This window comes from Gardnerella sp. KA00771, from assembly GCF_049244045.1.
GTDB classification, from domain to species: domain Bacteria; phylum Actinomycetota; class Actinomycetes; order Actinomycetales; family Bifidobacteriaceae; genus Bifidobacterium; species Bifidobacterium swidsinskii.
The window spans coordinates 239281-259485 of sequence record NZ_CP058368.1 but is presented as its reverse complement, the minus strand read 5'-3'; the positions used below and the strand labels follow the sequence as shown (position 1 = coordinate 259485).

At 48.2% G+C, this 20205-nt stretch carries 32 protein-coding genes and 1 tRNA gene; all 33 read right to left on the bottom strand.

What is annotated here, in order from left to right; genetic code table 11:
* Positions 1-966 precede the first annotated feature (966 nt).
* Positions 967-2442, bottom strand: a complete 1476-nt coding sequence (locus tag HXT57_RS01240; RefSeq protein WP_415692885.1) for a tyrosine-type recombinase/integrase — start codon at positions 2440-2442, stop codon at positions 967-969.
* Positions 2443-2669: 227 nt separating this feature from the next.
* Positions 2670-2755, bottom strand: a tRNA-Ser gene (locus HXT57_RS01235).
* Positions 2756-2845: 90 nt separating this feature from the next.
* Entirely contained in the window at positions 2846-3763 is a 918-nt protein-coding gene (locus HXT57_RS01230) for a tRNA pseudouridine synthase A (protein WP_421783612.1), read from the bottom strand.
* A 118-nt stretch (positions 3764-3881) separates the two neighbouring features.
* Positions 3882-5141: an Mbeg1-like protein gene (locus HXT57_RS01225; RefSeq protein WP_421783610.1), complete on the bottom strand. Its 1260-nt coding sequence runs from the start codon at positions 5139-5141 to the stop codon at positions 3882-3884.
* 127 nt (positions 5142-5268) lie between these two features.
* Positions 5269-5703, bottom strand: a complete 435-nt coding sequence (gene rplQ / locus HXT57_RS01220) for a 50S ribosomal protein L17 (protein WP_004129014.1) — start codon at positions 5701-5703, stop codon at positions 5269-5271.
* A 77-nt stretch (positions 5704-5780) separates the two neighbouring features.
* On the bottom strand, positions 5781-6776 hold the full coding sequence (locus tag HXT57_RS01215; RefSeq protein ID WP_004574084.1) for a DNA-directed RNA polymerase subunit alpha: 996 nt from the start codon (positions 6774-6776) through the stop codon (positions 5781-5783).
* 79 nt (positions 6777-6855) lie between these two features.
* Positions 6856-7254, bottom strand: a complete 399-nt coding sequence (gene rpsK, locus HXT57_RS01210) for a 30S ribosomal protein S11 (RefSeq protein ID WP_004105468.1) — start codon at positions 7252-7254, stop codon at positions 6856-6858.
* An 83-nt stretch (positions 7255-7337) separates the two neighbouring features.
* Entirely contained in the window at positions 7338-7715 is a 378-nt protein-coding gene (rpsM, locus tag HXT57_RS01205; protein ID WP_004105472.1) for a 30S ribosomal protein S13, read from the bottom strand.
* Positions 7716-7859: 144 nt separating this feature from the next.
* Positions 7860-7973: a 50S ribosomal protein L36 gene (rpmJ, locus tag HXT57_RS01200; protein WP_003842636.1), complete on the bottom strand. Its 114-nt coding sequence runs from the start codon at positions 7971-7973 to the stop codon at positions 7860-7862.
* Positions 7974-7993: 20 nt separating this feature from the next.
* Complete coding sequence (gene infA / locus HXT57_RS01195; protein ID WP_004105485.1) at positions 7994-8212, bottom strand: translation initiation factor IF-1; 219 nt, start codon at positions 8210-8212, stop codon at positions 7994-7996.
* 142 nt (positions 8213-8354) lie between these two features.
* Positions 8355-8915, bottom strand: coding sequence for an adenylate kinase (locus tag HXT57_RS01190; protein ID WP_012913828.1), 561 nt, complete (start codon positions 8913-8915; stop codon positions 8355-8357).
* A gap of 28 nt (positions 8916-8943) precedes the next feature.
* Positions 8944-10287, bottom strand: coding sequence for a preprotein translocase subunit SecY (gene secY / locus HXT57_RS01185; RefSeq protein ID WP_421783608.1), 1344 nt, complete (start codon positions 10285-10287; stop codon positions 8944-8946).
* A gap of 195 nt (positions 10288-10482) precedes the next feature.
* Positions 10483-10938: a 50S ribosomal protein L15 gene (rplO, locus tag HXT57_RS01180; protein WP_004109667.1), complete on the bottom strand. Its 456-nt coding sequence runs from the start codon at positions 10936-10938 to the stop codon at positions 10483-10485.
* A 2-nt stretch (positions 10939-10940) separates the two neighbouring features.
* Entirely contained in the window at positions 10941-11123 is a 183-nt protein-coding gene (gene rpmD, locus HXT57_RS01175) for a 50S ribosomal protein L30 (RefSeq protein WP_004105491.1), read from the bottom strand.
* Positions 11123-11851 carry a 30S ribosomal protein S5 gene (gene rpsE, locus HXT57_RS01170; RefSeq protein WP_004574087.1) on the bottom strand — a complete coding sequence of 243 codons (729 nt, stop codon included), beginning with the start codon at positions 11849-11851 and terminating at the stop codon, positions 11123-11125. The genes rpmD and rpsE overlap by 1 nt, the downstream gene beginning before the upstream one ends.
* Complete coding sequence (gene rplR, locus HXT57_RS01165) at positions 11848-12219, bottom strand: 50S ribosomal protein L18 (protein ID WP_004109670.1); 372 nt, start codon at positions 12217-12219, stop codon at positions 11848-11850. The genes rpsE and rplR overlap by 4 nt, the downstream gene beginning before the upstream one ends.
* A gap of 1 nt (position 12220) precedes the next feature.
* Positions 12221-12760: a 50S ribosomal protein L6 gene (rplF, locus tag HXT57_RS01160; RefSeq protein WP_004109673.1), complete on the bottom strand. Its 540-nt coding sequence runs from the start codon at positions 12758-12760 to the stop codon at positions 12221-12223.
* 16 nt (positions 12761-12776) lie between these two features.
* Positions 12777-13175, bottom strand: coding sequence for a 30S ribosomal protein S8 (gene rpsH, locus HXT57_RS01155; RefSeq protein ID WP_004105495.1), 399 nt, complete (start codon positions 13173-13175; stop codon positions 12777-12779).
* A gap of 86 nt (positions 13176-13261) precedes the next feature.
* Complete coding sequence (locus HXT57_RS01150) at positions 13262-13447, bottom strand: type Z 30S ribosomal protein S14 (protein WP_003808046.1); 186 nt, start codon at positions 13445-13447, stop codon at positions 13262-13264.
* 1 nt (position 13448) lies between these two features.
* A complete protein-coding gene (rplE, locus tag HXT57_RS01145; RefSeq protein WP_004109679.1) occupies positions 13449-14021 on the bottom strand; it encodes a 50S ribosomal protein L5 in 573 nt (190 codons plus the stop codon).
* Positions 14018-14353, bottom strand: coding sequence for a 50S ribosomal protein L24 (gene rplX / locus HXT57_RS01140; RefSeq protein ID WP_012913827.1), 336 nt, complete (start codon positions 14351-14353; stop codon positions 14018-14020). Before rplX ends, rplE begins: the two co-directional genes overlap by 4 nt.
* 1 nt (position 14354) lies before the next feature.
* Entirely contained in the window at positions 14355-14723 is a 369-nt protein-coding gene (gene rplN / locus HXT57_RS01135; RefSeq protein WP_004574089.1) for a 50S ribosomal protein L14, read from the bottom strand.
* 90 nt (positions 14724-14813) lie between these two features.
* Positions 14814-15080: a 30S ribosomal protein S17 gene (gene rpsQ, locus HXT57_RS01130; RefSeq protein ID WP_004114365.1), complete on the bottom strand. Its 267-nt coding sequence runs from the start codon at positions 15078-15080 to the stop codon at positions 14814-14816.
* A 2-nt stretch (positions 15081-15082) separates the two neighbouring features.
* Positions 15083-15334: a 50S ribosomal protein L29 gene (rpmC, locus tag HXT57_RS01125; RefSeq protein ID WP_004105502.1), complete on the bottom strand. Its 252-nt coding sequence runs from the start codon at positions 15332-15334 to the stop codon at positions 15083-15085.
* Positions 15334-15753: a 50S ribosomal protein L16 gene (rplP, locus tag HXT57_RS01120; RefSeq protein ID WP_004109684.1), complete on the bottom strand. Its 420-nt coding sequence runs from the start codon at positions 15751-15753 to the stop codon at positions 15334-15336. The genes rpmC and rplP overlap by 1 nt, the downstream gene beginning before the upstream one ends.
* Positions 15754-15757: 4 nt before the next feature.
* The gene (rpsC, locus tag HXT57_RS01115) at positions 15758-16576 is read right to left on the bottom strand and encodes a 30S ribosomal protein S3 (protein ID WP_004574090.1); all 819 of its coding nucleotides are present in this window, start codon (positions 16574-16576) and stop codon (positions 15758-15760) included.
* Positions 16577-16578: 2 nt separating this feature from the next.
* Positions 16579-16938: a 50S ribosomal protein L22 gene (gene rplV / locus HXT57_RS01110; protein WP_004105510.1), complete on the bottom strand. Its 360-nt coding sequence runs from the start codon at positions 16936-16938 to the stop codon at positions 16579-16581.
* A 16-nt stretch (positions 16939-16954) separates the two neighbouring features.
* The gene (gene rpsS, locus HXT57_RS01105; protein WP_004114357.1) at positions 16955-17233 is read right to left on the bottom strand and encodes a 30S ribosomal protein S19; all 279 of its coding nucleotides are present in this window, start codon (positions 17231-17233) and stop codon (positions 16955-16957) included.
* A gap of 15 nt (positions 17234-17248) precedes the next feature.
* Positions 17249-18079, bottom strand: coding sequence for a 50S ribosomal protein L2 (gene rplB, locus HXT57_RS01100; protein ID WP_004574091.1), 831 nt, complete (start codon positions 18077-18079; stop codon positions 17249-17251).
* Positions 18080-18113: 34 nt separating this feature from the next.
* Positions 18114-18410 (bottom strand): 50S ribosomal protein L23, encoded by a 297-nt coding sequence (rplW, locus tag HXT57_RS01095; protein ID WP_004105515.1) that lies wholly within the window; start codon positions 18408-18410, stop codon positions 18114-18116.
* Between the two features lie 5 nt (positions 18411-18415).
* Complete coding sequence (gene rplD / locus HXT57_RS01090) at positions 18416-19081, bottom strand: 50S ribosomal protein L4 (RefSeq protein WP_012913826.1); 666 nt, start codon at positions 19079-19081, stop codon at positions 18416-18418.
* Between the two features lie 5 nt (positions 19082-19086).
* Complete coding sequence (gene rplC, locus HXT57_RS01085) at positions 19087-19737, bottom strand: 50S ribosomal protein L3 (protein ID WP_004105519.1); 651 nt, start codon at positions 19735-19737, stop codon at positions 19087-19089.
* A 16-nt stretch (positions 19738-19753) separates the two neighbouring features.
* A complete protein-coding gene (rpsJ, locus tag HXT57_RS01080; RefSeq protein ID WP_003808013.1) occupies positions 19754-20062 on the bottom strand; it encodes a 30S ribosomal protein S10 in 309 nt (102 codons plus the stop codon).
* Positions 20063-20205: the final 143 nt, after the last annotated feature.

Here is a 20205-nt window from a genome sequence, read left to right as displayed (position 1 = left end):
ACCCATTTGGGCGTCAAGGTGGTATGGAAGAGCTGCACCCTATAGTGTGGTTGCCGCCACGCTATGTAGTAGGGTGTGGCTCTTTTTGCCACTAAATGTAGATTATAGTACAAGCGTTCTACTCTATGAAGAGACTTTTCAGAACGAACAATTTCTATTCGATTTAATTCGCGATAATTGCCAATAACTATAGTAATTAAGTGTGTCGTTTCACAAAAAAGACGTTACAACACACCGACAAAACGGCTTAAAATAGCCATTTCTTGAAAAATTAAGTTCGAACCTAAATAGTTATCCACAAATTAGCGATTTTTTATATAAAACTGCGCTCGCAAACATGGTGACAACCGTAAATAATGCCTTGAACATGCAGCCTATAATGGCCATACACGCGCTAACATATCACACAGCATCAAACCCACACGCCACCATTACAAGACGGGGGGAAAGGGTATTGCTGTGGCGCTCGCAAAAAGCGCTGCCTAACTCTCTCAAATGCGCGCCATGTTCAAAAGATTTGGCACACACTAGATTATTGAACATTATTAAGCATGTGCCACAACATAAAATGCGACTACTATCATGCCCAAACCCTAGTAAAATCAGCCCATACGCACGCAAACAATAGCTAGTAGTATGCAAAGTAGTAAGCCATTGAATAAACGTCGAATATGGCACGAAAACAATGCATATAGGGGGTATACCCCCACCCCCTCATGGAAAGCCACCCCGGCGATAGGTCTAATATCTCCCTTCGTCCTCTATTCGTAACACCCTTATCGTAACAAAAAGCTATTCGTAACAATACGCCAATAAAAGCCACTACCCTCGTACCGTTTGCGAGCGCAAAACGTGCGGTTTATGAGATTGTTGGGGGTAGTGGGGAAAGTGTGGGGTGTAATGAAACCCTAATGTTTCCAACGGTTGGGGTGTTGGGGGTGTTGGTGTGAGTATTAGAGTGTTAGGTTATTCGATTGAGTTTATGAAAGCGTCTTTTGTTTCCTCTTTTATGCCGTCTGATAGTGAGTCTAATGCTTGTTTTCTTTGCTCTTTGCTCATGCCTCTTAATGCTTGAATGCGAGCGCTCATCTCCATGCTTACGAGGAACACATATAAGCCATTAGCAGCCTCATTATCATTACTGTTAGGCTTCGTGCTTTCCACGCTCTCCATGCTCTTTACGCTCTTGCTAGAAGCTGTTTTTATAGGCTCTGAGTTTAATCCTTCACTTAATTGTTCGCTTATTTTCTCGCTTGCTTTTTCGAGTGCGCCTCTTGTTGTTGAGTCTGCATAAAAACGTGCTGTTGTACGAGCATCAGAATGGCGTACTTGTTTAGCAACAACATTCAATGATTCACCACTTTCGAGCATGGTAATAACACGAGCGTGGCGGCCATCATGAGGCCAATACTCTTCCAAGCCTGCTACTTGCTTACGAGCCGGGTTGTGGTATCTACAACGAAAATTAGACGGCCTTATAAAATTATTGTTGTTCTCCGTAGTAAATATGAACGCGTCCGCCTCTTTACTCGTATACTCTTTTAATTGCTTTTCAAACAATGGTTTTAATGATTCAGGAATGATAACACTAGCTTCACTGCTCTTAGTCTTGGTACTACCCATTACTACTACTGTTTTGCCGCGCTCATCTTTCTCATCTTTCAACGAATGGCGCACATGAATAACAGACGCACCCACTTCATCATTCAATTCAATATCACGCCTCTGTAATGCCAATATCTCACCTATACGAAACCCCAAACCAAAAGCAACCCACTCAATCAACCCAAGACGCTCAGGCATGTAAGAAACAAGCTCTCTAATCTGCTCAACTGTAGGAACTACCGTTTCATGCCTCTTTTTAGGACGTGCAACATCCTTCAAACGGCACGGGCTTTTATCAATAAGCGTATTACCCTCATCATCAAGCGCATCATTAGCAGCCGAACCCATAATCTCAGATAACAGTTTATAAGCGTTCACACGAGCCGTATTATCAGGCTCACCATCAAACCAATTCTTAACATTTATGTAAGTAATAGCCCTTACTTGAATACCACCAAAGAAAGGCAATAAATGATTATCCAATAATTCAAAATACTTGTTCTTAGTAGACTTACCAAGCCTCTCATTACCCTCAACAAAACTAGTCGCATACTCACTAAACAGAATACTATTGCGCTCGCGTCTTACCTCACGCTCTTTTACCGGCAACCATTCGCCACTATGAACCAACTTTTCCTCTGAAGAAAGCCAATCTTGTGCCTCTTGCAATGTCCTAGCACCATTCGGCTTATACTGTCGCTTTGCAGAATTAGGCCATTTGTCGAGTTCTTCGATAGGTGTTAAATACGAAACCTCATAATAATGCTCACTAGGCTTATGCTTTTTCTTCCACCATGAAGGGGTTTTAATCTGACCAAAGGCGCTTTTTCTAGCCATGAGTGTTGTCCCTTGCTTCGTCCCATGATAAATAAAACTACCTTCAATATAATTCTTGCATCAGATATTCACCCCTTTATACACCCTGCTTATAATCAAAAATAATGGTACTTAATGATACAAAATGCAAAACAGAAAAACACTGAGAACAAGCCAAAAACGTTGATATATCAAGGGTTTTCGGCATGAAAAAAGGGCTTCTAGCGATTTGCTAGAAACCCTATTCGCGGATGAAGCGAGATTCGAACTCGCGGAGGATTTTACCCTCACACGCTTTCGAGGCGTGCTCCTTAGACCGCTCGGACATTCATCCACTTACGATTCGCGCAACAAAATCGCGCGCAAACGCAACTTTTCAATTGTAAACCATGGCGCGAATATAAATTTATGGCGAGTTGAAACGCTATAACTCAGCAGAATCACGGCGAGCGCGAATTTTTTCAGCGCGAGAAGCAAGCTCCTCATCAGGAGGATAAGCTACATATTCCAATGTCAATCCATGAGGATCAATTGGACCCGTCGAGCCTTCACGAAGAGGAACATTGATCTTTTCCTCAAACCAATCAAAAGAACGCTTCCCACAACCAATTTGCACACAAGCTTGCACAAGAGAACGCACCATATTGTGCGCAAAAGCATCAGCGACAATAGTAAATTCAAGCAAACCCTGCTCAACAGGCGGCACGCATCCAGTTTTAAGCTTAACGCGCACGTCATTAGCACGCGTTCCCACGCGTTCCCAACAGACACTTTTTACATCGCGAATAGTAGTGCCTCCAGGATTAGGGCGCGCAAAAGATCCAAAATCGTGAAGGCCAATCATAAGCCTCGCAGCCTGGTTCATTGCATCAACATCCAAAACATCATCAAGTTTCAAAACAAAACCGCGCATACGAGGGTCATAATCACAATAATCAGAAGCGTCGCAAATACGATACACATACGTGCGCTCTAACGCAGAAAAGCGTGCATCAAAACCAATGGGCGCAACGCTAACCTTATGCAACGAAATATCTTGTGGCAAAACATGCTTAAGCCTGTACTCGAGCGCGCAAACACCGTCCAATCCGGTATGACCTACGCATCGCAATAAAGTTTCTTCACAAACATCAAGATGACAAACCTGATGCGATGCATGCACGCCCGTATCCGTACGACCAGCAACAGTAAGACGCAACGATTCAGTAGGATCATTTTTCGGAACGTGCAAAACCATATGCAATGCTGCTTCAATATCACCTTGAACAGTGCGCAAAACCGGCTGCTTAGCCCAACCGTAAAATCCGCCGCCATCATACGCTAAATCTAAGCGAAGTCGCATTTAAAAAACCTTCCATTCGTCGTAACTAAATAATTCCGCAATTAAATTCCGTTTACAGTTGCTTACGCTTAGTATTACTTTCCATCTACAGTTACTCATAAAGCTTGCTTCACCACAGTTACTTCACGCCTACGCCAGCAACAGCAGCAATAATTCCGCGTATAAGCTCATAAGACTTCGCATCCAAGTGCGTTGCCATTCCAAGTAATTTTGGCACAAGCTCAGACCAATGAGAACCCAATAAATCAAAAGTAGGATAACCTAAACTCGACAAAACGTTATACACACTATCAATCCTGCGTTTTCGTTCCTCAACAGGCAAATCAAACATCCAAGAATTCATAGCTTTTGCGATTGCAGCAGCGCGAACAGTAACTTCATCTCGATAGTCAAAATCACCATCCTCAACATGCCAATACATGCCAAAATGTTGCATTAAACCAACAGAATCAGCCCTAGCTACTTTATATGGCAATCCATTATCCATAAGAAGCCCAATAATCGAAGATTGCGGCACAACTTTCTCTATTCGACTTGCCACGCACGAAAAAACGCTAGTATCTACTACATCATTTGCAAAACCCGGCCCATCCATTGAATAAATTTTAGATACAAGATTGCCAAGTTTTTCATTTTCCGCATCCAATCGCATAGTAGCATAGGACGCCATATTCCCACCTTTTGAATGACCTGTGACAATAATATTCGGGCTGTTATTGCGCTTGTTATTATTATCGCGCTTATTATTGTTATCGCAATTGTCACGCTTCGAATTAGTTGATTTTGCGAAAAACGAGGAAATTTTTTGTAATAAACTAGCTTTTTTTGCAATATATTTACTATATCTTTGTGTTACAGAAATTAAATATTCTGCTGCTGACTCCTGAGCTGGAATTGGGCAGCGAAAGGCCATATTAAAATCTTCTTTCCACCCAACAAGCGTATTATCAGTTCCTCTAAAAGCAACAACAATAGTATTCGGATTATCAATTCCTTCACAAGAACTAAGGTCAAAAGTAACACCAGCAAACTGCTGTTCACAAGATTCATGAGCATTCGATTTATCAAATCGTTCAAGAATTTCGCCTACTTTAATACCTCTGTAGCGCGGATTAGCTGCAACTGCAAAAAGTAACTCTTGACGAAACTTATCAACCTTAGCTACTCCAGAAGAAAACATCGACGAAAAATCTTCAAAACGTAGCAGATCGTAAATAGGCGTAGTCGAAATAACTTTTGACTCACTGTTATATAGCGGAATAGATTTTGGCATATTTATGTATGAAAGCTCACACAAAATCAAAGCATCAACAGAATTAAAACTTCTTTGAGCAAAAGTACGAAAATCGCTTCTTACTTGATCCAAAATATTCGGCATAACTTAATAATAATACAAACAAAAAACGAGCCGAGGAAATCCTCGACTCGTTTTAGCAATTCTTCAAGAAGCGATTAAACGCTTGCTTTAAGATTCACTTTACCGATGCGTAAAGCTGGAATGCAAACTACTCGGCAGCTTCTTCTTTAGCTGCAACCTTGGTAGCTGCTTCAGCTTCCTTCACAACAGCCTTCTTTGGGCTTACTGGCTCAGTTACGAGCTCAATAATTGCCTGAGGAGCGGTATCACCACGACGTGGAGCAATCTTCACGATACGTGTGTAACCACCTTCACGCTGCTTCATCTGCTCAGCAATCTGAGTGAAAAGCACGTGAACCACGGACTTGTTGCGAATTACACGCAACACACGACGACGCGAATGCAAATCGCCACGCTTAGCGAACGAAATCAAACGCTCAGCAAGCGGACGAAGACGCTTTGCCTTTGGCAACGTCGTTACGATACGACCGTGCTGGAAGAGACTGGTCGCCATATTGGCCAGCATCAGGCGCTCATGAGCCGGGCTAGAAGCCAGACGAGGGCCTTGTTTCGGTGTAGGCATTATTACTCCTTATTGTCGCATCGTTCAGGTGGGCATCAACCCGAACATCCGAACGTTACGACGATTGCAGGCGGAACTTACTCGTCTTCAGGCGAGAAGAAAGTGCCACCTTCGAGATTATTGGCGTCGAAGCCAATCGGTGAAGCCTTCAAAGACAGACCCATTGCCTGCAACTTCTCTTTAACTTCATCGATGGATTTCATGCCGAAATTACGAATATCGAGCAAATCCTGCTCAGTGTGAACTACCAGTTCGCCGACTGTATGAATACCCTCACGCTTCAAGCAATTATAGCTACGCTGAGTAAAATTCATATCTTCAATCGGTATAGCCAACTGAGAATCAGCTTCATCATGAGTTGGCGCTGGACCAACTTCAACACCTTCAGCATCAACGTTAAGCTCACGGCAAAGACCGAAAAGCTCAACTAAAGTCGAGCCTGCAGATGCAACTGCATCACGCGGTGTAATAGCTGGCTTGGTTTCCACATCCAGGATGAGCTTATCGAAGTCCGTGCGCTGTTCCACGCGGGTAGCTTCGACCTTATAGCTCACCTTCAAAACTGGTGAGTAGATCGAATCCACAGGAATGCGGCCGATTTCGCTGTTCTCCTGCTTGTTCATCTGAGCTGGCACGTAACCGCGACCGCGTTCAACAGTAAACTCAATTTCAAGTTCACCATCTTCTGCGAGTGTAGCAATATGCAAGTCAGGATTAGCAATAGTAACACCGGCTGGAGGAGTAATATCTCCAGCAGTGGCCTCACCTTTACCATTCTTGCGCAAATACATCACTACAGGCTCGTCGTACTCACTCGTGAGCACGATGCCCTTGATGTTCAGCAGAATTTCAGTGACATCTTCTTCAACACCTGGCAGAGTCGTAAACTCATGCAAAGCTCCAGAGATGCGAACCGAAGTAACGGCAGCACCTGGAATAGAGCTTAACAAGGTACGACGCAGCGAATTGCCGAGAGTGTAGCCAAAACCTGGTTCCAGCGGCTCAATAGTAAAGCGAGAACGCTGGGGATTCAGTGATTCCTCGGTAAGTGTCGGACGCTGTGCGATAAGCACTTTGGTATCCTTTCAGCTTCTGGTCGGTGGTGCACTCGCCGCCCATAAGCGGGTTGGATGGATGGATTCGTAAGAGTGCTCAGACGCGGCGACGCTTTGGTGGGCGTACGCCGTTATGCGCTTGTGGGGTAACGTCGGTAATAGAACCAACTTCGAGACCCGCGGACTGGAGGGAACGGATAGCGGTTTCACGACCGGAACCTGGACCCTTAACAAACACGTCGACCTTCTTGAGGCCATGCTCCATTGCCTTGCGTGCAGCAGACTCAGCAGCCATACCTGCAGCGTAAGGAGTCGACTTACGGGAACCCTTAAAGCCGACATCACCGCCGGAAGCCCAAGAAAGGACTGCACCGGATGGATCGGTAATGGAGATAATCGTGTTATTGAATGTTGATTTAATATGCGCCTGCCCAACCGGCACCGACTTGCGGTCCCGGCGACGCGGCTTGCGCGAGGCTTGCTTTGCAGCTGCCATTGACCCTCGTTTCCTAATGACGAATGAGTTGGTATGTCTAGACGATGGAAATATATCCGTGGCCTAGAGCCGACCACCGACTACTATCGGGTGGCCTTCTTCTTCCCGGCGACAGTACGCTTCGGACCCTTGCGAGTACGAGCATTAGTCTTAGTACGCTGACCACGCACAGGAAGACCCTTGCGATGACGCTGGCCTTGATAGCAGTTGATCTGAATCTTACGACGGATGTCAGCGTCAATCTCACGACGCAAATCGCCTTCAATCTTGTAATTGGCCTCAAGATAATCACGCAAGGTGATCAGCTGTTCATCCGTAAGATCCTTGACGCGAGTGTCCGGATTAACACCGGTCGCGGCAAGCGTTTCCTTAGCGCGAGTACGACCAACACCAAAAATGTAGGTGAGGGCAATCTCAATGCGCTTCTCATTGGGAATATCTACTCCGGCAAGACGTGCCATTGTAATTCCTTTACTGTTACGCAGGTCGTGCACCAAGTCTTCCGCACTAATAGAAATTAAGTGCGGCCTGGGCCTGCGCACCCAGGGTTCAGCTTAGGCTGTGACTTAGCGCCTTATTCTTTGTATTCCGCGATGGAAATCTGCTCAGCCCTGACGCTGCTTATGACGTGGGTTAATGCAGATCACCATGACGCGGCCGTGACGGCGGATCACGCGGCAGTTTTCGCAGATCCTCTTCACGCTAGGGCTGACCTTCATGGTTTTCCTTTGCTTGTACCTTACTTATAACGGTACGTAATACGCCCACGATTTAGATCGTAAGGGCTCATTTCTAGCACTACACGATCTTGAGGAAGAATGCGAATATAATTTTTACGCATCTTACCAGAAATCGTAGCTAAAACAATGTGCTCATTCTCAAGCTGAACGCGAAACATCGCATTTGGTAGTGCTTCTACTACCGTGCCTTCGACTTCAATCACACCGTCTTTTGCCATGAGCCTCGTTCCGTTCCTTGGGCATACTACTTTGCGCATCCGAAGACACGCCAATCTTTTATAATACAGTAAATGCGTCCCATTCAACACTCGGCGTGTCGAACAGAACGCATTTTACTTTTTAAATTTAAAAACGCACTACTTAATTAAGTGATTCAACAATGCGATTATTGATTTCCTTAATATCTCCAACGCCATCTACTTCAACCAACTGACCGCGGCTATCATAGATATCAAGCAATGGAGCTGTTTCCTTCTCATACGTTTCTAAACGCTTAGCAATTACTTCTGGAGTATCGTCAGAACGACCTTGCTCCACTGCACGCTTTTGCATGCGTTCGAGCAAAACATCGCGCTCAGCCTCGAGAGCCACAACGTGATCGAGAGGAGTGCCAAGCTCTTCCAACATACGATCCAAAGCTTGAACCTGAGAAGCGTTGCGAGGATAACCGTCGAGAATCCAGCCGCTCTTTGCATCGTCCTGAGCAAGACGATCCTTAACAATGCTGTTAGTCAGCTCATCTGGAACCAACTCGCCCTTGTCAAGATATCCCTGAACCTGTTTTCCAAGCTCAGTATGATTCTTAAGGTTATAACGGAAAATATCACCAGTAGAAATCGCTGGAATGCCATAATGCTCACTTAACAAAGCGGCCTGAGTGCCTTTTCCAACGCCCTGTGGACCCATAATTAGTAATCGCATATTCATCTCCTTAGCTCGCTAACTGTAGTTACTTAGATACTTGCTTTTGCTCATCATGCTTGAACAAGAAACCAGCATACTGGAATTGTTCAGTCTGAGCCTTTGCTTGACGCAACGTATCCAAACCAACGCCAGCAATAATCAAAATTGTTGTACCACCAAATGGCAATTTTGTATTCAAATGCAAAGCCATAATCAAAACGGTAGGAATCAATGCAACAAAGAGCAAATAAATAGCACCGACAGTATTCAACCTATTCATAACATAGCTAAGATAATGACTTGTAGCACTACCAGCGCGAATGCCTGGTATGAAGCCACCATACTCTTTCATGTTATCTGCAGTCTCATCAGGATTAAAAGTAATCTCTGTGTAGAAGAAGCAGAAGAACACAATCATTATTGTGTAAAACGCAATATACCAAGCAGAAGTGGAATTAGCCAAATTAGCTTCAATCCAATTCACCCAAGCCTTGCTCTTATCTCCAAACTGAGCAATAAGGGTAGGAACAGCAAGAATTGACGAAGCAAAGATTGGTGGAATAACACCACTCATATTTACCTTTAATGGCAAATAAGTCGAAGAGCCGCCATACATTTTTCGGCCAATCATGCGACGCGTATACTGCACAGGAATACGACGCTGAGCAAGCTCAACAAAGTCAACAAATATGAGGATAACAATCAAAACGCCACCAACAATAGCGAACTTATTCCAATCGCCATTAGAACCGTTGGTTCCCCAACCAATCTCCCAAAGCTTTGGCAAGAAGCCAGAGCAAATAGACATAAAGATTAAGACAGACATGCCTTGACCGATACCCTTATCGGTAATGAGTTCTGCCATCCACATAATAAGACCAGTGCCGCCAGTCATGATCAAAACCATGACAATAAGGCTCCACATGCTTCCGTCTGGAATAATATTATTTCCGCACTGATAATTAAACAAAGCACCCGTACGTGCTGTTACCAAAATCGTAGTAGATTGCAAAATTGCCAATCCAATAGTTAGGTAACGCGTGTACTGCGTAAGCTTTGTTTCTCCAGACTGACCTTCCTTATGAAGAGCTTCGAAGCGAGGAATGACCACGCGCAAAAGCTGAATCACAATGGAAGCAGTGATGTAAGGCATAACACCCAAAGCAAAAATAGAAAGCTGCAACAGCGAGCCACCTGAGAACAAGTTAACTAACCCAATAAAGTTCTCGCTCGATGAAGCTAATTTAACAGTGCAAGCGTGCACAACTTTATAGTCCACACCCGGAATCGGAATAAATGAACCAATACGATAAATAATTATCATAGCGAAGACGAAGAGGATCTTGTTCCTCAACTCCTTCGTCCTGAAGGCCTGGATTAACGTTTTCACCTGGGTCTTCCTCCCTTTTTTCGCGCACTCCTAGGCGCAACAGTGCAAAAAACAAACTCTGAGACGATAGTTTAACCCACGGTACCTACTGAAATAGGTTATTGGTGAGTTTTGGTGATAAAAATAGTCCCTCTAGACAATGCTAGAGGGACTATCACAGATTTATAACTGCATCAAGCTTTAAGTAGCCTTTAACTACTCTTCGCTGATGGAGCCGCCGGCAGCCTCAACCTTTGCCTTAGCAGAAGCAGAAGCCTTCATACCCTTAAGAGTCAAAGCAACAGTCAATTCACCATCGCCAAGAACCTTTACAGGATAGCCATCACGTACAGCGCCCTTAGTAATAAGGTCAGCTACAGTAACCTCGCCACCCTTTGGGAAAAGGTCAGCAAGATCTGCAACGTTGACGACTTGGAATTCCTTCTTGAAAGGACTCTTGAAGCCACGCAACTTAGGCAAGCGCATGTACAGTGGGAGCTGACCACCTTCGAAGCCAGGACGAACCTGATAACGCTTCTTGGTGCCCTTATCACCACGACCTGAGGTCTTACCCTTAGAGCCTTCACCACGACCTACACGGATGCGATCCTTCTTAGCTCCTGGAGCTGGACGCAACGTGTGCATATGCAGCATTGGTTCTTCGTTAGCCATAATCAGTCGACCTCCTCGACGCTCACCAAGTGACGAACGGCCATAACCAAGCCACGATTGACGGGGGTGTCCTCGCGAACTACGCTGTGACCAATCTTATGAAGGCCGAGCGTATGAACATTCGCGCGCTGGCGCTCAGTTGTATGAACTAAACCATGCACCAGAGTGATCTTCAAATTTGACATCACTCACCATCCTTTGCTTCAGATGCCTTGGCGGCCTGAGCTTCTTCGCGAGCCTTGCGAGCTTCGGCAATGCCAGCAGCACGCTCACGGAGCAAAGCATCAGGAGCGACTTCCTCAAGAGAAAGACCACGACGAGCAGAAATCTCTTCTGGCTCTTCGAGCTTCTTCAAAGCGTCCACAGTAGCACGCACTACGTTTACAGCAGTTGCAGAGCCCATGGACTTGGTGAGGATGTCCGTGATGCCGGCGCATTCCATAACAGCGCGTACAGCACCACCAGCAATTACACCAGTACCTGGAGCAGCTGGACGGAGCAACACAGTACCAGCAGCATCGTGACCGAGCACTGGATGAGTGACGGTGCCACGAATGCGTGGAACAGTGAACATATGCTTCTTAGCGTCAAGCTGACCCTTAGCAATAGCAGCTGGAACTTCGCGAGACTTGCCGTAACCAACACCAACAGTGCCCTTACCGTCGCCAACAACAACAAGTGCTGCAAAGCTAAAGGTACGACCACCCTTGTGGGTCTTGGAAACACGGTTAATAGTAACTACGCGATCCAGAAGCTCTTCGCCACGGTTTTCTTCACGACGATTACGACGTTCGCCGCGTTTACCCTCGCCCTTGTTACGGCGAGAACGACGATCATCGTTACGCTCCTCAGCGGATGCCTGAGTGTTCTGAGTTTCTTCAGCCACTTGGGTTTCCTTTTCGTTGTCGCTCACAGTGCCAGACCTCCCTGACGGGCGCCTTCAGCCACTGCTGCGACGCGACCATGATATTTGTTACCGCCACGGTCGAAGACTACAGCGGTGATACCCGCTTCCTTCGCCTTAGCCGCTACTAATTCGCCAACCTTGGTTGCAGCTTCAGTCTTCGTGCCAGTGAAACCAGCGAAGTCAGCAGTCAAAGTGGAAGCACTTACCAAAGTAATTCCCTTGGTATCATCCACAATCTGAGCAACCATATGACGGTTAGAACGGGAAACAACTAAACGAGGACGTTCAGATGTGCCGGCAATGTGCTTACGAAGACGGGCGTGACGACGCAAACGTGCGACTTTGGTACCCTTACCGAAAATCTTAACGCTCATATCACTTACCAGCCTTTCCAGCCTTGCGCAGGATACGTTCATCGGTGTACTTAATACCCTTACCCTTGTAAGGTTCTGGAGCACGAAGCTTACGAATGTTAGCAGCAACCTGACCAACAGTCTGCTTATCGGTGCCCTTTACGATTACCTGGTTAGGATTTGGCAACTCGAACTCAATACCTGCCGGTGGTTGAACGGTAATAGTGTGAGAATAACCGAGCGAGAACTCAATGCCCTTGCCCTTCATCACTGCACGATAACCGGTACCGACAATATCCAAAGTCTTGGTGTAGCCTTCATGTACACCCTTCACCATAGAAGCAACAATTGCGCGAGCCAAACCATGCTTTGCACGAGTTGGACGCAAATCGTCAACTGGAGTCAGAACAATCTGATTGTCAGCGACTGCTGCGGTGATTCCCTCTGGAATTTCATAAGAATCAGAACCCTTAGCGCCTTTGACGCTGAAGGACTGACCTTCAATCTTTACTTCCACGCCTGCAGGAATGTCGACGGGGAGCTTACCAATATGCGATGCCATCTTCAGCTCTCCTTTCTCACCATACGTAGGCGACGATTTCGCCGCCAATGCCTCGATCGAGGCATTCCTTCTGAGTCAACAATCCCGAGCTGGTCGAGATAATAGCAATACCGAGACCACCAAGAGGCATTGGCAAAGCATCAGACTTTGCGTAACGACGCAAGCCTGGCTTAGAAATGCGCTTGATGCCTTGGATAGAACGCTGGCCATTGGAGCCATACTTCAACGTAATTTCCAACGTCTGTCCAACCTTAGCTTCCTTAGCAGCGAAGTCCTTAATATAGCCTTCGTGCTTCAGAATCTCGGCGATATTCGCCTTGAATTTGGAGTACGGCATTTCCACGGTATCGTGCTTTGCCGCGCTCGCATTACGCAGACGTGTCAACATGTCTGCGATTGGATCTGTCATTGTCATGTGGGCTAACGCCCTTTCTCGCCGTGGTTTCCACCGCCTCTATATGAGAACTTTGTCTTCAAGCAGTGGACCTTCAGCGTCGATATTTACCAACTGGACTTCGTAACACCCGGCAACTCACCGCGATGAGCCTTCTCACGAAGGCAGATGCGGCACAGACCGAACTTGCGATACACGGAGTGAGGACGACCACAAACCTGGCAACGCGTATAAGCGCGTACCTTGAACTTCGGCTTGGCGGCCGCCTTGTTTTTCAGAGCGGTTTTTGCCATTTCAGTTCTCCTTGAATGGGAAACCGAGGTGCTTAAGCAAAGACTTGGCCTCCACATCGTCCTTGGTGGTAGTCACCACGGTGATGTCCATACCACGCTGATGATCAATCGAGTCAGGATCAATCTCATGGAACATAGACTGTTCCGTAAGACCAAAGTTGTAATTACCCTGACCGTCAAACTGGTTGCCATTGATACCACGGAAATCGCGGATACGAGGCAAAGCCAGAGTGAGCAAACGATCCAAGAATTCCCACATACGATCGCCACGAAGAGTTACGTAAGCACCGATAGCCTGACCTTCGCGCAAATGGAACTGAGCGACAGACTTCTTTGCCTTAGTTACCTTTGGCTTCTGGCCGGCAATCAAAGTGAGATCCTTAATCGCACCTTCAATGAGCTTAGAATCACGAGCTGCAGCGCCGACACCCATAGAGACGACAACCTTCTGCACGCGAGCCACCTGCATAGGATTAGTGTGGCCGAATTCTTTCTCCAAGGCTGGTACGATTTCATCCTTGTATTGTTGCTTTAAGCGCGGAGTTGCCGGCAACTCAACTGTAGTATCGGTCATGCCAGCTCCTTTCCGGACTTCTTGGCGACACGCACGCGCACGGTCTTAACCTTGCCGTCACGAGCCTCTTGCTTAACAATCACGCCAACGCGTGTAGGCTGCTTGGTCTCTGGATCAATAACCATCACATTAGAGCGATGGATTGGAGCCTCAACCGAGACAATGCCCGCCTGCTGACCCTGCTGGGTGGCGCGAACGTGCTTCTTAACGATCTGAACGCCTTCTACAATCAAACGGTCATCGGCTAGTACACGAACTACTTTGCCTTCCTTACCGCGATCCTTGCCGCGAATGACCTTCACCTGGTCGCCGGACTTAATCTTGGCTACCATATCAGATCACCTCCGGAGCAAGGGACACAATCTTCATGAAGCGCTGATCACGCAATTCACGACCGACTGGTCCGAAGATACGAGTGCCTTTTGGTTCACGACCGGAGCCGAGAATTACGGCGGCGTTCTCATCGAACTTAATATAGGAACCATCGACACGGCGATGTTCCTTGACAGTACGGACGACGACAGCCTTAACTACGTCGCCTTTCTTGACCGACCCGCCAGGGATCGCGTCCTTGACGGAGGCGACGATGATGTCGCCGATGCCGGCATAGCGTCGCTTCGATCCACCGAGCACGCGGATGGCAAGTAACTCCTTAGCACCCGTGTTGTCGGCGACATGAAGCCGCGTTTCCTGCTGAATCATTGATTCTCCTTAGCCGAGCTGGTTCTCCCCACTCACCTGTGTCTACACATTAGCAGACACAGGTGAAGCGCGGAGCCTTGCCGAACTTGTTTACTTGGCGCGCTCGATAATCGAGTCGAGACGCCAACGCTTGGTCTTGCTCAGTGGCCGAGTTTCCATAATACTCACGAGGTCGCCAATATGTGCCTCATTGTGTTCATCATGGGCTTTGACCTTGCGGGTGGAGCGAACGACTTTACCGTAAAGCGGGTGTGTCGAACGCTGCTCCAGCTCAACGGCGATTGTCTTGTCCATGGCCTCGGACACGACGTAGCCGCGACGAACCTTGCGGAAGTTGCGCTCTTGGTTCTCAGCCATGCTTACTTCTCCTTGACCTCAGTGGCGCCAGGCTCTTGGCTGATGCCGAGTTCACGCTCACGCAGGATAGTATACATCCTGGCAATGTCGTGCTTGACCGCCTTGAGGCGAGCGCTGTTTTCGAGTTGACCAGTTGCTGCCTGGAAGCGCAAGTTAAATAGCTCTTCCTTAGACTTCTTCAAGAAGCCTTCGATCTCAGCATTTGTCTTCTCGTTCAAATTCTTGATGGTGTAGTCTGCAGTTCCGACTGGCATCAGATGTCACCGCCTTCACGCGCAATAACACGGCATTTCATTGGGAGCTTATCGATAGCGCGGCGCAAAGCCTCGCGAGCGATGTCCTCAGAAACACCACCGATCTCGAACATTACGCGTCCTGGGTGGATGTTGGCAATCCAGAATTCTGGAGCACCCTTACCGGAACCCATTCGCGCACCAAGCGGGTGCTTGGTTAATGGACGATCTGGGAAGATCGTAATCCACACACGACCGCCACGCTTAATGTAGCGAGTCATTGCGATACGAGCTGCCTCGATCTGTCGGTTAGTGATGTAAGCCGGAGCCAGCGCCTGAATACCAAAATCGCCGAAAGCGATCTCGGTGCCACCCTTAGACATGCCGCTACGGGTAGGACGGTGCTGCTTACGATATTTAGTCCTCTTTGGGATAAGCATCTGCTCACTCCTTCGTTTCCGTTGCGGCAGGAGCTTCAGCAGCTGCAGCTTCAGCTGGCTTTTCAGCCTGTGCTTCAGCAGCCTTCTGCTGGTTAGCAGGACGTGCGCCACGACGTGGACGACGATCGCCACCACGACGACCTTCACGCTTACCCTGCTGAGCCTGCTGCTCTTCGAACTCACGCTCGGTCATATCACCCTTGTAGATCCAGACCTTTACGCCGATACGACCGTATGTGGTCTTAGCTTCAAAGAAGCCGTAATCAATCAAGGCACGAAGGGTCTGCAGTGGAACGCGACCCTCGCGATAGAACTCAGAGCGGCTCATTTCGGCACCACCAAGGCGACCGGAGAGCTTGATACGGATACCCTTGGCACCTGCACGCATTGCATCTTGCTGTGCCTTACGCATAGCACGACGGAATGTAACACGGTTTGTCAACTGCTCCGCAATTCCCTGAGCAACCAACTGAGCGTCAAGTGCAGCGTTCTTCACTTCGAAGATGTTGAGCTGTACTTGCTTGCCTGTGAGCTTCTCGAGCTTTGCGCGAACGCGCTCAGCTTCAGCGCCACGACGACCGATGATAATACCCGGACGAGCAGTGTGAATATCTACACGAACGCGATCACGAGTGCGCTCGATAACGATACGAGATACGCCAGCACGCTCGAGGTCATGGCTCATTTCCTTGCGAATCTTGTCATCCTCAAGGACGAAGTCACGATAACGCTCGCCAGCTTTGTTGGAGTCAGAGAACCACTTAGAGCGATGATTCTCGGTGATGCCCAGGCGATAGCCGAAAGGATTGATCTTCTGACCCATCTTTAGCGGGCTCCTTCCTTAAGCGAGACGATAACAGTGATATGGCTTGTGCGCTTGTTAATGCGCGCAGCGCGACCCTGTGCACGAGCACGGAAACGCTTAAGCGTTACACCCTCGTCCACATAGGTTTCCTTGATGACCAAGTCCTGCTCACGGAATGGTTCACCGGCTTTTTCAGCCTTAACGCGAGCGTTAGCAATCGCGCTTTCAAGAACCTTGCGCACCGGCAATGATGCGTCCTGAGGAGCAAACTTCAAAATGGTAATAGCTTCGCTTGCACGCTTGCCTCGGATGAGGTCGACCATGCGGCGAGCCTTGCGCGGCGTCACGCGAACGTGACGAGCAATTGCTTTAGCTTCCATGTGTCCTAACTCTCCTTTAGCGGCGTGCCTTTTTGTCGTCCTTCACATGACCCTTAAAGGTCTTGGTCGGGGCGAACTCACCGAGCTTATGACCAACCATGGCTTCGGTAACGAATACCGGCACATGCTTGCGGCCATCATGTACGGCAAAGGTGTGTCCAATGAAATCAGGAGTGATCATCGAACGACGCGACCAAGTCTTAATGACATTGTGCGTACCCTTGTCGTTTTGCTCGTCGACTTTCTTCTGCAAGTGGGCGTCGACGAAAGGGCCCTTCTTGATGCTACGAGTCATCTATTCGACACTCCCTTACTTGCGGTTCTTACCATTCGGGCGACGACGAACAATCATCTTGTTCGAAGCCTTCTTTGGACGACGTGTACGAACCTCGCCCTTGCCCCATGGAGAAACTGGTGGCTTACCACCACGGGTGCGACCACCATGTGGATGGTCCACAGGGTTCATGGATTCGCCTCGGGTGATTGGTCTACGACCAAGCCAACGTGCGCGACCTGCCTTACCAAGCTCGATATTGGCGTGATCGGAATTACCTACTTCGCCAACAGTAGCGCGGCAACGAGCGTCCACGTTACGAATTTCGCCAGATGGCATACGCAACTGCGCATAAGCACCATCCTTAGCGACGAGCTGAACAGCAGCACCAGCGGAACGAGCAATCTTCGCACCACCAAGTGGACGAAGCTCAATTGCGTGAACCACGGTACCAGTTGGGATATTCTTCAGAGGCAGGTTGTTGCCTGGCTTAATATCAGCCTGAGCGCCGGTCTCAATAACATCACCCTGGGCAACGCCTTCAGGAGCGATAATGTAACGCTTCTCACCGTCTGCGTAATGCAACAAAGCGATGCGAGCGGAACGGTTAGGGTCATACTCAATATGAGCGACCTTTGCTGGCACGCCATCCTTGTCCCAACGCTTGAAGTCGATGAGACGATACTGACGCTTGTGACCACCGCCGCGATGGCGAGAAGTCATGCGGCCGTAAGAGTTACGACCACCAGTCTTGCTGAGTTTGCGTACCAGCGACTTTTCAGGCGTAGAACGCGTGATCTCGGCAAAATCCGAAACCGAAGCGTTGCGACGGCCTGCAGTCGTCGGCTTATAAACGCGGATAGCCATAATATAGTATTCCTTTACTTTTCTCGGCTAGCCTTCAGTTACCAAAGATGTCAATCGTTTGACCTTCAGCCACGGTGACAATAGCACGCTTCTGGTTCACACGACGGCCGAAACCGGTGCGAGAGCGCTTCAACTTGCCAGCGCGGTTCAAAGTGTTAACGTTTGTCACCTTGACCTTGAAGATTTCTTCGATAGCCTGCTTGATCTGAACCTTGTTAGCATCTGGAGCCACTACGAAAGTGTACTGACCACGATCAGAAGCTGCGTAACTTTTTTCAGAAACAACTGGCTTAAGAATTACGTCATGTGCTGGGTTATGGACTGCGACCATTTAAATCAGGCCTCCTTAACGACAGGCTCGGTCTTAGCAGCAACGAAGGCTTCGAAGCCTTCCTTGGAGAAGACGACGTACTGAGCTGTAACAACATCGTAAGTGTTGAGCTGATCAGCGAAGATCACGTGAACAGTTGGAATGTTGCGTACAGACATCCACTCATTGATGTTCTCACGAGAAAGAACAACAGTAGTGAATTGGTTATTGGTCACAGGAGTAAGTGCTGCAACAGCTGTCTTGGTGGATGGAACATCCTTAATACCAAAGTCAACTACAGCAATACGTCCAGCATTTGCACGATCCGAAAGAACGTAGCGAAGAGCAGCTGCCTTCATCTTCTTCGGGGTGCGCTGATCGTACTTACGAGGAACTGGACCGTGAACAACGCCACCATGTACCCACTGAGGAGCACGAATGGAACCCTGGCGAGCACGACCGGTGCCCTTCTGCTTCCATGGCTTCTTACCTCCGCCGGAAACATTAGCACGATTCTTCACAGCATGGGTGCCCTGACGAGCAGCAGCAAGCTGAGCGATTACGACCTGATGAACCAGTGGACCGTGAGCTAAAACGTCTTCGTTGGAGATGCCGAAAATTTCAGCAGGAGCTTCAACGGTTCCGTTTGCATTGCCCTTAGTATCAGTGACGTTCAGAGTTACGTTTGCCATAATTATCAGGCTCCCTTCACTGCCGAACGGACGAGAACGATTGCGCCCTTAGGACCTGGAACAGCGCCCTTAATAGCGAGAATGCCGTTCTCGACATCCGAAGAAACGATGGTGAGGTTAAGCGCGGTGGAAGTCACATGACCCATGCGACCAGCCATACGCTTGCCCTTCAAAATGCGGCTTGGAGTTGCGCAAGCGCCCACAGAACCTGGGCGACGTTCGTTCTTGTGCGAGCCGTGAGTACGACGATAGGACTTGAAGCCCCAACGCTTGATAGTGCCAGCAAAACCCTTACCCTTGGTAGTGCCAGTGACATCTACTTCAGAACCCTCAGCGAACAATTCAGCAGTCAATTCCTGACCTGGCTGATAATCTGCCGCGTTCTCGGTGCGCACCTCAGCGAGGTGACGACGAGGAGTTACACCAGCCTTTGCAAAATGACCAGCCAATGGCTTAGTCACCTTGGTAGGATCAATCTGGCCGTAACCGAGCTGTACTGCGCAATAACCGTCAGACTCTACAGTCTTTACAGCGGTAACTACGTTAGTAGCAACTTCAACCAGAGTTACGGGGACGAAGAAGCCGTTTTCATCCCAAACCTGCGACATACCCAGCTTGCGGCCGAGCAATGCAGTGCGATTCTTATTCTGCGACATTACTTTCTCCCCCTTCCTACAGCTTGATCTCGATGTTTACATCCGCAGGCAGGTCAATGTGCATCAAAGAATCCACAGCCTTTGGCGTTGGATCTACGATGTCAATGAGACGCTTATGAGTGCGCATCTCGAAATGCTCGCGAGAATCCTTGTATTTATGAGGAGAACGGATAACAACAAACACGTTCTTCTCGGTCGGCAGAGGAACCGGACCCACTACTGTGGCGCCCGCGTTCGTCACCGTCTCGACGATTTTCTTCGCCGATTGGTCGATGACCTCATGGTCATAGGACTTAAGCCTGATGCGGATTTTCTGTCCCGCCATTGCCGTCCGCCCTTTCTAGCGATTCGTTTACTGTTTACCAACCTGAATTCAAGGGCACCGGCGAGAATAAACCCCTAGGGTAATTCCACATCAGTGCGCGGCATCAAAAACCTATTCATACAAAAAGATTTCGATTCAAAGTT

Coding starts and splice junctions, on each gene's coding strand:
- HXT57_RS01240 (WP_415692885.1), bottom strand. CDS start 2,442: ATGGCTAGAAAAAGCGCCTTTGGTCAGATTAAAACCCCTTCATGGTGG.
- HXT57_RS01230 (WP_421783612.1), bottom strand. CDS start 3,763: ATGCGACTTCGCTTAGATTTAGCGTATGATGGCGGCGGATTTTACGGT.
- HXT57_RS01225 (WP_421783610.1), bottom strand. CDS start 5,141: ATGCCGAATATTTTGGATCAAGTAAGAAGCGATTTTCGTACTTTTGCT.
- rplQ (WP_004129014.1), bottom strand. CDS start 5,703: ATGCCTACACCGAAACAAGGCCCTCGTCTGGCTTCTAGCCCGGCTCAT.
- rpsK (WP_004105468.1), bottom strand. CDS start 7,254: ATGGCAGCTGCAAAGCAAGCCTCGCGCAAGCCGCGTCGCCGGGACCGC.
- rpsM (WP_004105472.1), bottom strand. CDS start 7,715: ATGGCACGTCTTGCCGGAGTAGATATTCCCAATGAGAAGCGCATTGAG.
- rpmJ (WP_003842636.1), bottom strand. CDS start 7,973: ATGAAGGTCAGCCCTAGCGTGAAGAGGATCTGCGAAAACTGCCGCGTG.
- infA (WP_004105485.1), bottom strand. CDS start 8,212: ATGGCAAAAGACGGTGTGATTGAAGTCGAAGGCACGGTAGTAGAAGCA.
- HXT57_RS01190 (WP_012913828.1), bottom strand. CDS start 8,915: ATGCGATTACTAATTATGGGTCCACAGGGCGTTGGAAAAGGCACTCAG.
- rplO (WP_004109667.1), bottom strand. CDS start 10,938: ATGGCTAACGAAGAACCAATGCTGCATATGCACACGTTGCGTCCAGCT.
- rpmD (WP_004105491.1), bottom strand. CDS start 11,123: ATGTCAAATTTGAAGATCACTCTGGTGCATGGTTTAGTTCATACAACT.
- rplR (WP_004109670.1), bottom strand. CDS start 12,219: ATGAGCGTTAAGATTTTCGGTAAGGGTACCAAAGTCGCACGTTTGCGT.
- rplF (WP_004109673.1), bottom strand. CDS start 12,760: ATGGCATCGCATATTGGTAAGCTCCCCGTCGACATTCCTGCAGGCGTG.
- rpsH (WP_004105495.1), bottom strand. CDS start 13,175: ATGACAATGACAGATCCAATCGCAGACATGTTGACACGTCTGCGTAAT.
- HXT57_RS01150 (WP_003808046.1), bottom strand. CDS start 13,447: ATGGCAAAAACCGCTCTGAAAAACAAGGCGGCCGCCAAGCCGAAGTTC.
- rplE (WP_004109679.1), bottom strand. CDS start 14,021: ATGACCGATACTACAGTTGAGTTGCCGGCAACTCCGCGCTTAAAGCAA.
- rplX (WP_012913827.1), bottom strand. CDS start 14,353: ATGGTAGCCAAGATTAAGTCCGGCGACCAGGTGAAGGTCATTCGCGGC.
- rplN (WP_004574089.1), bottom strand. CDS start 14,723: ATGATTCAGCAGGAAACGCGGCTTCATGTCGCCGACAACACGGGTGCT.
- rpsQ (WP_004114365.1), bottom strand. CDS start 15,080: ATGGCTGAGAACCAAGAGCGCAACTTCCGCAAGGTTCGTCGCGGCTAC.
- rpmC (WP_004105502.1), bottom strand. CDS start 15,334: ATGCCAGTCGGAACTGCAGACTACACCATCAAGAATTTGAACGAGAAG.
- rplP (WP_004109684.1), bottom strand. CDS start 15,753: ATGCTTATCCCAAAGAGGACTAAATATCGTAAGCAGCACCGTCCTACC.
- rpsC (WP_004574090.1), bottom strand. CDS start 16,576: ATGGGTCAGAAGATCAATCCTTTCGGCTATCGCCTGGGCATCACCGAG.
- rplV (WP_004105510.1), bottom strand. CDS start 16,938: ATGGAAGCTAAAGCAATTGCTCGTCACGTTCGCGTGACGCCGCGCAAG.
- rpsS (WP_004114357.1), bottom strand. CDS start 17,233: ATGACTCGTAGCATCAAGAAGGGCCCTTTCGTCGACGCCCACTTGCAG.
- rplB (WP_004574091.1), bottom strand. CDS start 18,079: ATGGCTATCCGCGTTTATAAGCCGACGACTGCAGGCCGTCGCAACGCT.
- rplW (WP_004105515.1), bottom strand. CDS start 18,410: ATGGTCGCAGTCCATAACCCAGCACATGACGTAATTCTTAAGCCAGTT.
- rplD (WP_012913826.1), bottom strand. CDS start 19,081: ATGGCAAACGTAACTCTGAACGTCACTGATACTAAGGGCAATGCAAAC.
- rplC (WP_004105519.1), bottom strand. CDS start 19,737: ATGTCGCAGAATAAGAATCGCACTGCATTGCTCGGCCGCAAGCTGGGT.
- rpsJ (WP_003808013.1), bottom strand. CDS start 20,062: ATGGCGGGACAGAAAATCCGCATCAGGCTTAAGTCCTATGACCATGAG.